We start from the raw sequence: 14,325 nt of genomic DNA on the forward strand, positions 1-14,325 counted from the left end.
CATGAACGTCAATATCCACAATACTAATCAAAATCAGGCACTTATCTATCAAGCTGAAGACGGTAGTTTTCAATTAGAGGTGCGTCTTAAATCAGAAACCATTTGGTTGACTCAGAAGCAAATGGCTGAATTATTTGGAACATCCTCTGATAATATTGGATTGCACTTAAAAAATATTTATACCGAAGAGGAGCTTTCAGAAAAAGCAACTACCGAGGATTACTCGGTAGTTCGTCTTGAAGGAACAAGGAACGTCAGTCGAAAGGTCAGACATTATAATCTGGATGCCATTATCTCTGTAGGATATCGAGTAAACTCAAAGCAAGGGACGCAATTTAGGATTTGGTCTAACAAAGTGCTCAAGGAGTACTTAGTACAAGGATATGCTTTGAATGAATCACGATTGCGCCAACAAATAGAACAAATCAATCGATTAAAAGCAACGGTGATGCTTTTTCAAAAAGTACCCCAAGAATCGCTGGATTATTCTGAGGCAAGTGGTCTTTTATCGGTGTTAACACAGTATACTCATAGCTTTGCCTTATTGAACCAGTATGATACAGGTAATTTTCCAAAAGGCGGATTAAATGAACAAGTAATTGATGTGATTAAGCCGCAAGAAGCCCTTGAAGCGATTGATAGGTTGAGAGAGAGGCTTATGAATCAAAAAGAAGCCACTGTTTTATTTGGAAGCCCTAAAGATGAGTGCTTTTTTGGAATTTTAGGTTCTATTATTCAAAGTTTTGATGGCAAATACCTGTATCCCAGTATTGAAGAGCAAGCGGCTCATTTGCTCTATTTTATTGTAAAAAATCATCCTTTTATCGATGGGAACAAACGAATTGGGGCGTTTATGTTTATTTGGTTCCTACAACGGAATAAACACCATCTTAAAAAAAATGGTGAGCCTAAAATTAATGAAAATGCATTGGTTGCCATTACATTATTGGTTGCACAAAGTGAACCAAGTCAAAAGGAAATTATGGTTGATTTGATCATCAATTTAATCAAAGAGGCATAAGATGCTTCGCGGAATCTTTTAGAGAAGTAGCGGAGGGGTTAATTTTTAGCATAATACGCCACTGGCTAAAATAGTAATTTGTTTACTTAAAACCCCTTATCTTTTTATTTTTTATGCCATTTACGCCAGCCAAAGTAAATCAAAATACCCAATATTAAGCAACCAAACCCATACAGTATGTAACTAATGGTTAATCGACTCACGCGTTCCATAGCAAGTTCTTTTTGTACATGTTCCTGAATCTCGTTAGATGACAAGCTTGTAAACGTACCATTTTGAAATGATACAGCTAAATTGCCTGACAACAATCCAAGTTTGTATGTGTTATTTAACAAACCTGTGGCAAGACTTAATTCTTTAGAGGTAAAACCATAAAGAACTAATTGAGTGTGCGCTCCCATTGAATTAATGCCGACAAAACCAATATCTTGCGTCTTTTTAAATGCGTTTGTAAAAATGGATGTATCAATACCCCTCAAAGTAAGATTTGATGTAGCATTAAGATTATCAATGAGAGACTTAAGTGCCCCCTTCAACGTGTTAATAACCGGCGAATCAGTAATACCAGTACCAAAATAAACAAGGTTATGTTGGTCAATCTCACCTTTAAGCAATTTCGTATCCATGACTTTAAGTGAGGAGCTTTTGTCCAACATCATTGCAAAATCAATCATGTCTTTCACCAATATTTTATCCTTATATACTTCAGGGTTATCTGGCAAACCAACAAAAACTTCTCCTTCCATCAGAGCAGGATATGATTTGATCTGATCCCTATGAGGATTATCCGATTGATAAAATTGCAAATGACTACTATCGTAAATAGTGCCCCACGCCTGACTCAAATAGTCTCGGGAACAAAAGGCGCCTGATAACATAAGATTAAACGTAATCGTTAACGTATTTTTTCCAAGTTGTAATTGCTTTTGCGGCAATTCAAGCTCAAAAACATTGGTTTGCGCGGAGTCCGCTTGCAATACAACGCCATCAATAGGAAATCCATTAACGAGGACACTGATTGTTGAAGCTCTGTCTTTTTGCAGAAAAGGACTATGGCTGTAATTTAAAACAAATTTTACTGGGTTGTTGGTGAATTGTGCAGGAAGGTTGAACTCATAATTTATCTGACTTTGTCCGGTTCCAAACACTACGTTGTCTTTATATCCCATATCACGGAAGCTTATATTCGTTTTGTTTCTCATCTTCACAAGAGTTGACGCCGATTGCGGTTGCGCGATAAAAAAGGAGGTATTTGTCACCGTAAAACGCATCCGATTTGAATTAATTGACTCCACTGCTGTAGCCAGACCTTTTTTGCTATTGGCCGAGATAATCAATACAGGTTGCTGGCCAAGACGACGTAACCAGATAAAACCGTTATCATCGCTCAAGGGTGTTCCATCGTTCTTTAACCAGGTACCATTTTTTAATTGAAGCGGCTCTGGACTACCCAATAAAGAAAAATCAACAATCTCTGGAGTACCAATGATGACAGAAGGAAAAGTAGGTCCGGAGGTGGGCAGTTCATTGAGGTGTTCTATATCAATCTCTACACCACGCCAGCTCGCCTCTTTAGCTAATAAATTTGCAAACTTAAAATAAGGGGAAAAATCAGCTACACCGATTTGGGCTGGCAGGTAAAAGGAAACTTTATCAATGAATGGAGCATCTTTATGTATAAATGGATAAGGGAATTCCATTAAACTCCAGCCAGCTTGTTTGTTGAAATAGTTATAAGTAATACTCGAATTTCCCGACAAAGTGACCCAGTTACCTTGATTCTCAATATCCTGACACACGTCCTCACTAAGTTTCATATATCCTACCACACGAACGGTAGTCATTTTTTTTGCAATAGATGCTTTAGGAATTGTAATCTTCCATAAAAGAGGCTGTTCTTTGGTGCTATCGAGTTTAATACTATCCAACGGAGTATCACCGACCATCAGGGTGAGTGACGATGAATTAAATAAAAGTGGTGAGAACTCAATGATCAGACTCAAATCCATCGAATTGACTTGCCATTGATCCGGTACTGGAATATAGAAAGTATAAGACGGTCTATTTCCTTCAAGCACGGCTGTATCAATTTTCGAAAGCTGGTTCAGGGTAAATGTTTCTGAAGAAGAGCCTCCTGCTACTAGCGGATTGTTTGCCGCAAATAGAGTGCAAAAACAAAACACTAAGGCTAAGGTAATAAAAAAATGTTTCAATCTAATGTTCATTATGTATGGCTCATCCCTGAATTACTTGATACTTTAATATAATATACTCAATAACTTAAATGAGATTATGCAATGCGCAAAGCAAAATTAACAGGGTATGTGCTCCTGTTTGTTTGTATTGCAGGAATTACAATTTATTCAGCGATGAAAAAAACACGCTCCGTACAGCGTGACATTCCCACGTTGCTCAATTTTTATTATAATTATAAAGATAAAAATCCTTTAAAAGCAAAGGAAGCTCTGGATTTAATTCTAAAACAAGATCCCTCTAATGCCATCGCAATTCACGCTAAGGGCAACTGGTTTATTCAACAGGGCGACACACACTCAGCCATGATTTTTTTACAGAACAATCATGCTTTGTATCCTCAAGATGCCCATATTGAATTAGAGCTTGCTAAATTATACATCATGTTGAACCAGATAGCAGAAGCCAAGCCCATTCTAAAAAAACTGTTAACATCCGATAGTCCCGACCTGAAGAAAAAATCAACGATACTGTATCAAGCTCTTTATCCACAAGAAACCATACAATCAACCCCGATAAACACTACTTCCTTTATCGAGCCCATTCACATCACAACAAAACAAGATCTTTCACCCCTCTACGCAAAAGTACAAGACATCATCAAACTGCAACCAGACTCTGCTCGTAACTATTTGCACCTGATTATTTCCATGGCTCCCAATGACCAAGAGGCCTACGTGAAACTAGGTTATCTTGAACTGCAACAAAATAATTTCGATGTTGCGTTGCACTATTTTCTTAAAGCTTTTGCCATCAAAGCGGATGCCCAATTAGCCGTTCAAATTGGTTATCTCTATGCTAAAAAAAGAGACACAGGGCAAGCACTGTTCTTTTTTAATTATGGAGCCGCACACGGAAATCTCATATTAAAACAACAAAGTCTAAAAGCGCTGGCATTTTTAGAAAAAAATCCCGTCGAAACCCAACCCAATAAGGGTTCCGATACAACACTTAGTCCTGAAGACAAGCTTTGGAATCTCTTTTATCAAAATAAACTAAACCAGCCTGCTATTGCGCTAAAAGCCATTAACAGCTTATTACAAATGCATCCTAATGACATACGAACCTTAAAAGAAGCCGCCTATTTTGCCATGGCACAAAAGAACTCCAGTAGTGCAATAGCACTCTGGAACCAGGCATATAATCTGGAGAGAAATCCGGAATATGCGCTTAGCATCGCCTATTTATACGATGCACAGAACAACAAACCTAAAGCATTCCATTTTTTTGATCTGGCTTCAAAAACAATGGATATGAGCATTAAAACCAAGGCGGAATTGGCAATGACCGGTATGGGAGGTTCTCAATTTCAGTTTTTGCCCAAGCCTTTTTTTGCTGAGTTTTACTCAGCACCGTTTTATTTTAGCCGTTTTGATTTGGGTGTTTTACCCACCATCACCCGAGCGGGCATTACTGTGAATGAAAATCACCATACGGATGCCTATGCGTCCTGGCGTCGGACAAAAGATAACCGTTCGGGAACAGTCCAGGGACTAATTATTCAAAATTCCATTTCACAAATTTTTGAGGACAATGTCGCCATTTATGCTGTAGGTCTTCGTACCTATCTTTGGCCTAAAATTCCACTACAAACTTTTGTAGAAATTGGTCAAGCGGAGGATTTAGTTTATCGAAACCGTGCCAAGTGGCGAAGTGATGTGCGTGGTGGACTGGTTTATTACAACGCGTGGGGAGAAAAACCCACATGGACAGCGGGCCTGGCCTTCCCTTGGAAATGGGTATCAACATTATATGCAGATACTATATACTACTCTCGTTATACCAATAATATTATAGGAACCGCCTGGTTTAGACCAGGACTTCGGGTTGCAACCTTCCAAAGTGCTTCATTAGATTTTTATTTGGCTAACTATCTCATTCTTGATAAAAATCGGGAGTTTTTTAACAACGTATACTCATTGGGTCCTGGAATGGCATTTCAACCAAGTAATCGTATCAATATTGTTTTACGCCTGGAGGCCCTTCAGGGGTACTATATCCCTGTAAATAGCCCAACACCCAACCCCTATCGCTCTAAATATTATAATAATCTGGCCATGGTGGAGGTCTTTTTTCGTTTTTAATGAGCCATACTAATCAATAGAACGTGCAACCTTAAGCTTAGAGAGTGTAATGCCTAGCGAATTGATTTTATTTATCTACTTTATTATGTGGTATTTTCTCGTCGCTCTGTCCTGCCTGTTTATTATTTCGGGGATAGATGATTTGTTTTTTGACGGCTATTACTGGATAAGGTATGTGTTTCGACTATGGAAAACTCGTGGCTATAAACCCTTAACCTATGAGCAATTAGCAGAAAAAGAAGAGCAAATGATAGCGGTACTCATTCCTTGCTGGCATGAGGCGGGAGTGATTGGTACCATGTTAAAACATAATTGCTATTCCATTGACTACTCTAATTATTATTTGTTTGTTGGTGTCTATCCAAACGATCCTGAAACGGTAAATGAAGTACAGGAAGTCGCCAATCTTATAAAAAATGTTCGATGCGTCATTGGAACAACACCCGGCCCCACAAATAAAGCCGCAAATCTAAATGGAATTTATAATTATGTCAAAGCGTTTGAAAAAGAACTAAACCGTTCGTTTAGCATTTTTGTCTTTCATGATTCAGAAGACATCATTCATCCCATGTCATTTAAACTTTATAATTACTTAATGCCCCGTAAAGAAATGATTCAAATTCCAGTCTTTCCTCTAGAGATAAATTACTGGAATTTTACACACTGGCTATATGCCGATGAGTTTTCAGAAAATCATACTAAGGACATCATTGTAAGAGAATCGATTCATGGTCATGTTCCTTCTGCAGGAGTCGGTACTGCATTTTCAAGACATGCACTAAAGCTGCTCGAAGATCCAACAACAAGAACCCCATTTTCAACTGATTCATTAACAGAAGATTATCGCACTTCATTAGCGATTCGCATCAAGGGGTTAAAACAGATATTTGTCACAGAAACAATTGTTCGCATGAAATGGCGACCCCGTGGTTTTTTTCGAAAAGGCTACGTGCAAAAACCTACCCGGGAATATATTGCTACCCGTGCCTTATTCCCCTTGGAATATACAAAAGCAGTCCGCCAAAAAGCACGCTGGATCATTGGTATCGTATTTCAAGAATGGCAGCATACACAATGGCCTAAAGAATGGATAATAAGATTTACTCTCGCACACGATAGAAAATCTTTTATAACGCATTTTATTAATGGCTTTGGGTATTTTGTATTTCTTTTCTGGCTTGTTTATTCACTATGTACCTATACAAACCCTGAATATCCTTCGCTGCAGGAGCAATTTAACCTACATCCATGGGTATGGTGGTTAATCGTTACAGTGACCCTGATGATGATTGAGCGCATGATACAGCGAATGATAGCTATTAGAAGAGTCTACGGCTGGATACCCTCTTTTTTATCGATTCCTCGGACTTTTTATGGCAATTTACTAAACCTCCATGCCTTAATCCGTGCCTATCATGTCTATTACACCACACCGAAAAGTCAGGCAACCAGTAAGCAACCCTCATGGGATAAAACGGATCATCATTTTCCAGGCAGCCATATTCTGACTCCTTACCGAAAAAAGATAGGGGATTTATTACTTGAAAAAAAATAATTACGAAAACTCAATTAAATAAAGCAATCCTTGAGCAACAGCAAACTGGGGAGCGTTTAGGCCAAGTGCTGTGTCGATTAAATTTAATCAGTAGTCACGAGCTGCTTCAATTACTATCCAAGCAATACCATTTGGAATTAATCCCACAAAGTATGCTAGCAGAAACTAACAAAAGTGACCTATCTATTCCTGAACATTTGATTCATTGGTTAATAGAACATAGGGCAGGAGCTGTATCTTTTGATGATATAAAGGGGATCCTCACTATTAGTATCGATGATCCGACAAATGAATTACTCATAGAAAAAATTATAAACCACATCAAACCCTATAAAGCTCATTTTGTACTCATTGATTATTCTTCATAAATTAATTAAAACCATTAAATTTGAACAATATTTAGCTTAAAACTCTGCAATTTGCAGGGGCATACTCAGTTTATGAATCATGCTCTTTATATAAATTAGAGCAAAGCTCTATGAAGCTTTTGGAAAAAAGTCTTGCTATTTTTTTAGCGTGCTTTTTAGTAGCGCTTTTTTCAGGAACATATTTTTTTTCAACATACAGTAACTCACTGGTAAAAATGAAAAAAGAACAGACTCCAAAAAATTGTCCATCTTTTTCAATAATAGTGTATTTATATTCTATCCCTCGATAGCGCATCAAACCACTCAGTAACTTTTGTTAATTTACAGTATAAGTTAATTGATGGTAAAACTAGGTCTCTCGTATCGATATAAGCTTTTGTTTCAAAAAGCTTATAATACGCTCAGCGGTCTTACCATCACCATAAGGTGATATTCCACGCGCCATTGTAGAGTATAGGTTTTTATTAGTTAATAATTCACTCACCGTTCTAATAATTTCCTTTTTATCGGTTCCAACCAATACCCCGACTCCTTCAGAAATTATTGCTGGCCGCTCCGTTATATTTCTTAAAACAACTACTGGCTTATTCAAAGCAGGGGCCTCTTCCTGAATTCCACCTGAATCAGTAAGTATTAGCAATGCCCTATTCATTAAATGGGCAAATTCATCATACCTTAGAGGAGGTAGGAGATGAATTCCTGGTTTTTCGTTCAGGAGTAAAAAAATATCATTTTGTACATGAGGATTAGGATGAACAGGAAATAAAAAATTGATGTGTTTAAATTGATTGGAAAGCTCAAGCACTGCCTGACAAATATTTTTTACATGTTCCCCAAAGTTTTCTCGTCGATGAGCAGTAACAATGACAATATTAGACCATTGTTGAAATGAATGAGGTTTGGGTTTATTTTTTAGCACCCAATACAAGGCATCAATAACAGGATTTCCAGTAACAGTAATTTTAGAGGGATCTATATTTTCACGAATTAAATTATTCTTTTCTAACTGAGTAGGTGCAAAGTGCCATGTAGCCAGAGGTGCAGTTAATATCCTATTAATTTCTTCAGGAAACGGCTCTTTGGAATTATAGGTTCGCAAACCAGCTTCAACATGCCCAAATGGAATGTGGTGATAAAAGGCAATCAAGGAAGATGCAAATACCGTGGTTGTATCTCCTGCGGCAAGAAGCACATCAAATCTATTATTTTTTACCAGGGCATCGAGTTTTTTACACAGATTCCCAGTTAATTCACCTAACGATTGATCAGTAGTCATGCTATCTAGGTCAGCATCGGGAATCAAATCAAATAGACCTAACATATCGTCCAGCAAACTGCGATGCTGAGCAGTATTAATTACAAATACTTTAGCCCAAGAAGATGATTTTAATTTAAAAATAATAGGCGCCATTTTAATTACTTCTGGCCTGGTTCCTATAATGCAACCAATAACAAATTGTCTCTGATTATTCATAAACTATCCATTAATTTGATGGCTTTATCCTTTTAATAATATTAGATTATTCATGGCATTAATATTACTTATTTAAAGATAACTTAATTTACTGACTGATTTTTTTTAGATTCGGCAAAAAAAATTTATTATTTTACCGCTTGTTCAAATGAAGAATAACCCACGGGTTGATTATTCGCATAATATGCCACCGGCTAAAATGGTAATTTGCTTACCTAAACCCCTATTATTGCTTTTTTGGGATACAAAATTATTTTCTATAAAGAAAGCCTATAGCCCATATGCAGCAAGGGTTTAAATGCCATTGGAACTACGAAGTGACCCATTTGCACACGTATCCTTACTTCCCCCCAACATCAGCAATCAGATAACATGACTATTTTTGAACAATTCTATGCGCTAGCGGCTTAACTACGCCCAAAATATCTGCGTTTATCGACTAGCAAAATTTTTGCGACACAACCCTTTTTTCAAATAAAATCACTTAAAGCCTTATCTTATATGGGCTAAATAGGTGTTATAAAAACCAAAAGCCCTATTTTGCCACGTATCCTTACTTCCCTAACTCCTTAACTTGATAACTTGATAACTTGATAAAAAATTTTCGACAAAATCCCTAAATATACACAAAGTTTAACCAATATTCAATGTGTAAATCCTGGAAAACAAAGACATCAAGGCCAGAGTTCCGCGTCTAGAGCACCATATTAAGAAAGATTAAACGACTTTGCTAAATTATAGTCGTCATCTTCATCCTCTACCTCACCACTTGAAGACTCAGGATACAGCGACCCACCTAAATCAAGCTCGTTATCTTCATCCAATACGTCACCACTTGGAGATTCAGTAAACATCGTATTACGACTATCTAGCACTTTCTTCGGTCCTGGAACCTCTAACTTTAGAAGTTCTGTCGCATATAGAGTATCTATAGGTAGTGCACTTGCTTCTCGTAATATAGTTTCCTGCTGCTGATTAATTAATGCAGGGATATTTTTGAGGATAAAAGTCACAAGAGCTTTCATTTGTTGAACTTCACGCAGAGTAGGTAAAAAATAATTAACTTGATAATTAAAATTAATATTTAAAATGCGAAAATTTTCTGTTTTATCTAGGATCCAACATGCCTTGTAAGAATCACAGTAATTACTAGTATGAGCTACCGCGCCTGCACTATAGCTAAAAGATTCGTGCATCTCACCTGCATCATCGTTAAAAGATTCGTGCACCACCTTATACCATTTCTCGAATCCATCAAATATTTCCGTGGTTAAAGGAGCTCTTACCCCTGAATTAAAGCATCTTCGATAAGCAATTAAGGTGTAAGACCATAAATTATCAATATTTAACATATTAGGTTGATCATTGCTTGCCGTAGAAGGGAGATGCTGTGTAATAAAATCACAGGTTCTTTGGATATACTCCAATTCTTTTGTAATAGAAAATAAGCTGGATAGTATATCAATATTTTGTTTGAAATTGTCTAAAGGATCTTTAGATTTAATAGATTTTGCCCTGATAATAATACAATTATTAGGATTACCTGTAACAGGATTACCTGCAACAGGATTACCTGCAACAGGATTACCTGCAACAGGATTGTCTATGAGAACGCAATTACTATCTGAAATATTTTGAGAAAAAAATTCATGATATGCTTCGGCCTGTTTTGTTATTAATAAATACAATCTATTTTCAATGAATTGAGCTAAACAACCAAGGTCGTGAATGGCTTGTGGGTCGCTATGTCTTGTTAATTTCATTTGTAAATTACTTATTCCTAATATTGCCTTTAGCCCACTCGGAGGTGTAAGAACAAGGCCAATTTCCATTTGTTCGAAGGCATTAACAGAATGCGCTACGTGCATGTCCCTCATATTCACATGATATTTATGAAACTTATAAGCATCTTCGCTAATTTCCTTAAAAAATTTTTCTTTAAATCCAAAATACTTCTTAGCCATAGCACAACAACGGTAGTAACGAATTAGTGTCGCAGCCCACGATATTTCAGGTAAAATATTATTTTCTGAAATCTGGTTATTTTGCTTCAAATAAGCACATGTTGACTTTATGGAGTTTAAGTCCACTATAATTGAAAGTAAAATTTTTAAATTTTCATGCATCTCTGGGGGACTGGATGTGACAAGAGGAAATGATTTTTCATGAGGTGTGCCTTCGACAATCTTATTTTTCATGATAACTCCTTAATTCCTTAATTATTTAACAAATACTTTCTGCACATCAAATTTCGGACAATTAGAGGGTCGGAGTGATCTGGCAGTTATACTCACCCCAACCCTCAAATATAATAATATTTTAAACTCATAATGTAAATTAATTAGTCAAGAATAACCTACATTCATGCGAAATATTTAACCTATTAAGGACCTTTTAAGCGGAGGCTTGAGTCAAGGGTCATGGGTTGTAATGTAATGAAACTAGCAACGACGTGTACGGAGAAAAGAGGTTTTGTCGCACCCCCCCCGTTTTCTTATTTTGATAAGCAATATACCTATTCAACTGATAAATCCAGTACCTTCAAGTTGAATAGGTATATAAAGAAAGATATGGATAAAGTTTTACTGAAATTAAAGGAAAGGAAAGGAGATCTGAATGAAATCATTAGAAAATCCCAATAACGATAGATTAATAATTCAGGATGAAGCACATCTCATGTTTGAACCTCTATCTAAAATTGAAGGTTTTAAAGAATTACAGATAATTGCCCAAGAGTTTGGTGCTACCATTAAACAAGCGATTGTTAATAAATTGGAAATAGAAAAACTATGTAAAATTAAGTCTGATTAAGGGGGGAAGTAAGGATACGTGTGCAAATGGGTCACTTCGTAGTTCCAATGGCATTTAAACCCTTGCTGTGTATGGGTTATAGGCATTATTCGTAGAAAATAATTTTGTATCCCAAAAAAGCAGCAATGCAGTATGATTGCCGTTCATTCCAAGTAAAAATAAAACTTCCCGACTTGTTAATTAACTAATTGATAAATTTTCAATAAAAATAGTTTTTAGCCCATATGCAGCAAAGGCTATAACCTGTAAGAACTATGAAAAGTCCTATTTTGACACGTATCATGACTTCCCCCCTATATAGGGGCATGCGGTTAATCAATTGCAAGTAAAATCAAGTCCCGCTCGGGATGCTGAAGGGCAAAGTCACGTAATGCGTAATATTTATCAATTAAAAAATCATCATCTTGTTGCCCAGAAATGCCATTAAGCGAAAATAATGTGACAATAACGCCCAAGGCTTCCGCGCTAACAAACCCGTTAAAGCCATTTCCATCAACAAACATCTCCAACGGCAGCTCTAATGCCGGAGCAAGAAAGAATCCTTCATTGCTTAGCTCGTAGAAATTCCAATATCCGCCGCTGTATTGATAACACATGGATTGAGCAAAGTAATAAATAATATTTTCAAATTGAATGACATGCCTTTTTACATGTTTAGGGAGGAAATTTAGACGATTTTTCTCTAAGACGAGTTGTTTATAAATGACTCTATCACGGTTCATTATTAGGTATCCTTATTTGTGTTTCAAACATGTGTCTTTTCTCAGACATTTATAGAATAACATAAAATCAAATTTATGCAACAATTATTTGTTGCGAATTATTGTTGCATAATCATCTTGCCTGTATTACACTATTTATAATCGAACAACGTAACTCTTGAGGTTATTTTAATTTATACCTATAATAACCTTAAAGGTTATAATTTGGACAATTCCATGAGCGAATCAAGACGGCCAAGTTATAATTTAAACGATATTAAAAAAGCGTTTAACAACGAACATAAATTACGAATGACGGTATCAGCCAAACAAGGACAATTAGCTCTCGGCTTCTCCGATCATGATGTAGTAGAAGCCATACAAAGCTTAACAAGCACTGATTTTTATAAATCAATGGCACCAGTAACCCCAGGCTTCACCGCTTGGCAAGATGTATATAAAGCTAATTTTAAAGGTGTTCATCTTTATATAAAGTTTCAAGTAAACACCTATGGCGAACTTATTCTCTCATTTAAGGAGAAATAATATGACAAAAGAACTATGCCCAATTTGTGGTGAACTGGCAGCAAGCCATGAAGAGCGAAGCACAACCTATCACTATAAAGGACACGCATTTTGCATCATGCAGCCAGCACTTTGGTGCGACTCATGTGGGGAGGGTGTTATAAGTCCTGAGGACAACAAAGCCACTGCCTTAGAAATTCAAGGGCATCGCTCACGAATTGATGGGATATTAACGCCTAATGAAATTGCAAAAATAAGAAAACACTTAAATCTGAATCAAAAGGATGCCAGTCGTTTATTTGGTGGCGGTATTAACTCGTTTAACCGATATGAACGAGGAACAAACCCAATCCCTAAACCGTTAAGTATGCTTTTAGTGCTTTTAGATAAGCACCCAGAACAATTACAGGAACTACTAATGTCTCCCGTAATTAATCCATCGGAACAGAGCGCAAGGCGGGTATAAAATGAAAGAAACCTTACAAATTACATTAAGAAAAAACAGGCGCTCTGAAGATTTAATTCAGATCGCTCGAAAAACTAAAGGTGAAAACATTTCATACAGTTATGGGCAGTCTAATCCACCCTTACCAGAAGAAGCGATTTTTTCAGAGGCCGAACTATTTGAAATTTCATGGTTTGACCAAATGGTTAAATTCTTTCATGAGCATCAAGATACTAATGCAACCGATTTAGAACGCTATAGACTCTTTCTGCCAGAAAATTTTTATCAAGCCATTTATGAATTACACAAAAAATGCCAAGAACACAAAATTGACTATAGACCCGTAGACTCATTGCTTAAGTCCATCATCAATAAGATTAAGGCTACTGAAAAAAGCCTGTATGAAAAAACGGGAATCACGAGTAATGTTCTAAAAGAGATTAATTTTAAGGATTTTGCAGAGAACGCGGATAAGCTTAATTCCTCTATCCTAGAGTTATTCAAAAAATTGATTGAAATTCCTGATTTTTATAATCAGTTTAAACAAATTGCTACAAATGAATATAAGAAAATCCCCAATATAAAAATTGGCCATTTTAAGGGGTATGCGCAAGGACATGCGCTACCATCAAAATGGATCTGCGCCTGTGCTGTGGATGTAATCACACAAAGTGAAAGCCCGTTCAATATTCTCAACTCAGAAGAACTCCTCGACCTTTGGATTAAACCTAAATTACGCTCTGGCTTTGAGCTTTCCCAACTTTTATTCAGATTAAGAGAGATAAAATCATCACCAGAGTTTATTAGAAGCGTAGAAGAAATATCGCAACTTTTTTTATAAACATACTAGAAAGGCAATCTTAATGAAAAAATTACCTTGGTGACAAGCTGTTACTTGCTTTTTATGTTCTTCATGGCAATTAGTTTGAGCCTACTTTTAAATCATTTTTCATCGTCAGGTGTTTATCTTTTTTCCAATTTTGAGCATGGATTAGGCCGTTATAGCAATTTAGCTATAAGTACATTTCCTTATTTTAAAGGACATGAGCACTTTGCAAGTTATGTTTCAGCAGGTGTAGGGGGGAAGT

At 36.6% G+C, this 14,325-nt stretch carries 13 protein-coding genes; 8 read left to right on the forward strand and 5 right to left on the reverse strand.

The genetic code is table 11. The features are described 5' to 3' along the window. The first annotated feature begins 1 nt into the window (after window position 1). Window positions 2-1,021 carry a virulence protein RhuM/Fic/DOC family protein gene (gene rhuM, locus LDG_RS13200; RefSeq protein ID WP_006871899.1) on the forward strand — a complete coding sequence of 340 codons (1,020 nt, stop codon included), beginning with the start codon at window positions 2-4 and terminating at the stop codon, window positions 1,019-1,021. A 104-nt stretch (window positions 1,022-1,125) separates the two neighbouring features. Here the strand turns inward: rhuM and LDG_RS13205 are convergent, their stop codons facing one another. Continuing rightward, window positions 1,126-3,246, reverse strand: a complete 2,121-nt coding sequence (locus tag LDG_RS13205) for a cellulose biosynthesis cyclic di-GMP-binding regulatory protein BcsB (RefSeq protein WP_006871900.1) — start codon at window positions 3,244-3,246, stop codon at window positions 1,126-1,128. Window positions 3,247-3,318: 72 nt separating this feature from the next. On the opposite strand from LDG_RS13205, the gene LDG_RS13210 reads away from it, so the two are divergent. The 3 genes from LDG_RS13210 to LDG_RS18635 all read left to right on the forward strand — a co-directional run bounded on the left by LDG_RS13210 (window position 3,319) and on the right by LDG_RS18635 (window position 7,281). Then, a complete protein-coding gene (locus LDG_RS13210) occupies window positions 3,319-5,358 on the forward strand; it encodes a tetratricopeptide repeat protein (RefSeq protein ID WP_006871901.1) in 2,040 nt (679 codons plus the stop codon). 49 nt (window positions 5,359-5,407) lie between these two features. Further along, the gene (locus LDG_RS13215) at window positions 5,408-6,913 is read left to right on the forward strand and encodes a glycosyltransferase (protein WP_006871902.1); all 1,506 of its coding nucleotides are present in this window, start codon (window positions 5,408-5,410) and stop codon (window positions 6,911-6,913) included. Window positions 6,914-6,978: 65 nt separating this feature from the next. After that, complete coding sequence (locus LDG_RS18635) at window positions 6,979-7,281, forward strand: hypothetical protein (protein ID WP_148263584.1); 303 nt, start codon at window positions 6,979-6,981, stop codon at window positions 7,279-7,281. 70 nt (window positions 7,282-7,351) lie between these two features. On the opposite strand, the gene LDG_RS13220 is transcribed toward LDG_RS18635, so the two are convergent. The 3 genes from LDG_RS13220 to LDG_RS13230 form a co-directional block, all read right to left on the reverse strand. Further along, window positions 7,352-7,579: a hypothetical protein gene (locus tag LDG_RS13220; protein ID WP_006871904.1), complete on the reverse strand. Its 228-nt coding sequence runs from the start codon at window positions 7,577-7,579 to the stop codon at window positions 7,352-7,354. A gap of 51 nt (window positions 7,580-7,630) precedes the next feature. Further along, a complete protein-coding gene (wecB, locus tag LDG_RS13225) occupies window positions 7,631-8,755 on the reverse strand; it encodes a non-hydrolyzing UDP-N-acetylglucosamine 2-epimerase (protein WP_006871905.1) in 1,125 nt (374 codons plus the stop codon). A 707-nt stretch (window positions 8,756-9,462) separates the two neighbouring features. Further along, on the reverse strand, window positions 9,463-10,953 hold the full coding sequence (locus LDG_RS13230; RefSeq protein ID WP_006871907.1) for a hypothetical protein: 1,491 nt from the start codon (window positions 10,951-10,953) through the stop codon (window positions 9,463-9,465). A gap of 418 nt (window positions 10,954-11,371) precedes the next feature. Between LDG_RS13230 and LDG_RS13240 the strand changes: the two genes are divergently transcribed. Further along, complete coding sequence (locus tag LDG_RS13240) at window positions 11,372-11,566, forward strand: hypothetical protein (RefSeq protein ID WP_006871908.1); 195 nt, start codon at window positions 11,372-11,374, stop codon at window positions 11,564-11,566. A gap of 311 nt (window positions 11,567-11,877) precedes the next feature. Here LDG_RS13240 and LDG_RS13245 read toward each other — a convergent pair whose 3' ends face one another. Beyond that, complete coding sequence (locus LDG_RS13245; RefSeq protein ID WP_006871909.1) at window positions 11,878-12,288, reverse strand: antirestriction protein; 411 nt, start codon at window positions 12,286-12,288, stop codon at window positions 11,878-11,880. A gap of 216 nt (window positions 12,289-12,504) precedes the next feature. Here LDG_RS13245 and LDG_RS13250 point away from each other — a divergent pair, with 216 nt between their 5' ends. Genes LDG_RS13250 through LDG_RS13260 form a run of 3 tightly spaced genes read left to right on the forward strand, consistent with a single transcriptional unit; the run spans window position 12,505 to window position 14,078 of the window. Beyond that, on the forward strand, window positions 12,505-12,813 hold the full coding sequence (locus LDG_RS13250; RefSeq protein ID WP_050805571.1) for a type II toxin-antitoxin system MqsR family toxin: 309 nt from the start codon (window positions 12,505-12,507) through the stop codon (window positions 12,811-12,813). Between the two features lies 1 nt (window position 12,814). Beyond that, window positions 12,815-13,258, forward strand: a complete 444-nt coding sequence (locus tag LDG_RS13255; protein WP_006871911.1) for a type II toxin-antitoxin system MqsA family antitoxin — start codon at window positions 12,815-12,817, stop codon at window positions 13,256-13,258. 1 nt (window position 13,259) lies between these two features. Then, window positions 13,260-14,078, forward strand: a complete 819-nt coding sequence (locus LDG_RS13260; protein ID WP_006871912.1) for a hypothetical protein — start codon at window positions 13,260-13,262, stop codon at window positions 14,076-14,078. Window positions 14,079-14,325 lie beyond the last annotated feature (247 nt).

It is taken from the genome of Legionella drancourtii LLAP12, assembly GCF_000162755.2.
Taxonomy (GTDB): domain Bacteria; phylum Pseudomonadota; class Gammaproteobacteria; order Legionellales; family Legionellaceae; genus Legionella; species Legionella drancourtii.

Bases quoted from the DNA above. Each gene is read 5' to 3' on its own strand.
- LDG_RS13255 (WP_006871911.1), top strand. From the start codon at position 12,815: ATGACAAAAGAACTATGCCCAATTTGTGGTGAACTGGCAGCAAGCCAT.
- LDG_RS13210 (WP_006871901.1), top strand. From the start codon at position 3,319: ATGCGCAAAGCAAAATTAACAGGGTATGTGCTCCTGTTTGTTTGTATT.
- LDG_RS13245 (WP_006871909.1), bottom strand. From the start codon at position 12,288: ATGAACCGTGATAGAGTCATTTATAAACAACTCGTCTTAGAGAAAAAT.
- LDG_RS13215 (WP_006871902.1), top strand. From the start codon at position 5,408: ATGCCTAGCGAATTGATTTTATTTATCTACTTTATTATGTGGTATTTT.
- LDG_RS13250 (WP_050805571.1), top strand. From the start codon at position 12,505: ATGAGCGAATCAAGACGGCCAAGTTATAATTTAAACGATATTAAAAAA.
- wecB (WP_006871905.1), bottom strand. From the start codon at position 8,755: ATGAATAATCAGAGACAATTTGTTATTGGTTGCATTATAGGAACCAGG.
- rhuM (WP_006871899.1), top strand. From the start codon at position 2: ATGAACGTCAATATCCACAATACTAATCAAAATCAGGCACTTATCTAT.
- LDG_RS13240 (WP_006871908.1), top strand. From the start codon at position 11,372: ATGAAATCATTAGAAAATCCCAATAACGATAGATTAATAATTCAGGAT.
- LDG_RS13230 (WP_006871907.1), bottom strand. From the start codon at position 10,953: ATGAAAAATAAGATTGTCGAAGGCACACCTCATGAAAAATCATTTCCT.
- LDG_RS13260 (WP_006871912.1), top strand. From the start codon at position 13,260: ATGAAAGAAACCTTACAAATTACATTAAGAAAAAACAGGCGCTCTGAA.
- LDG_RS13205 (WP_006871900.1), bottom strand. From the start codon at position 3,246: ATGAACATTAGATTGAAACATTTTTTTATTACCTTAGCCTTAGTGTTT.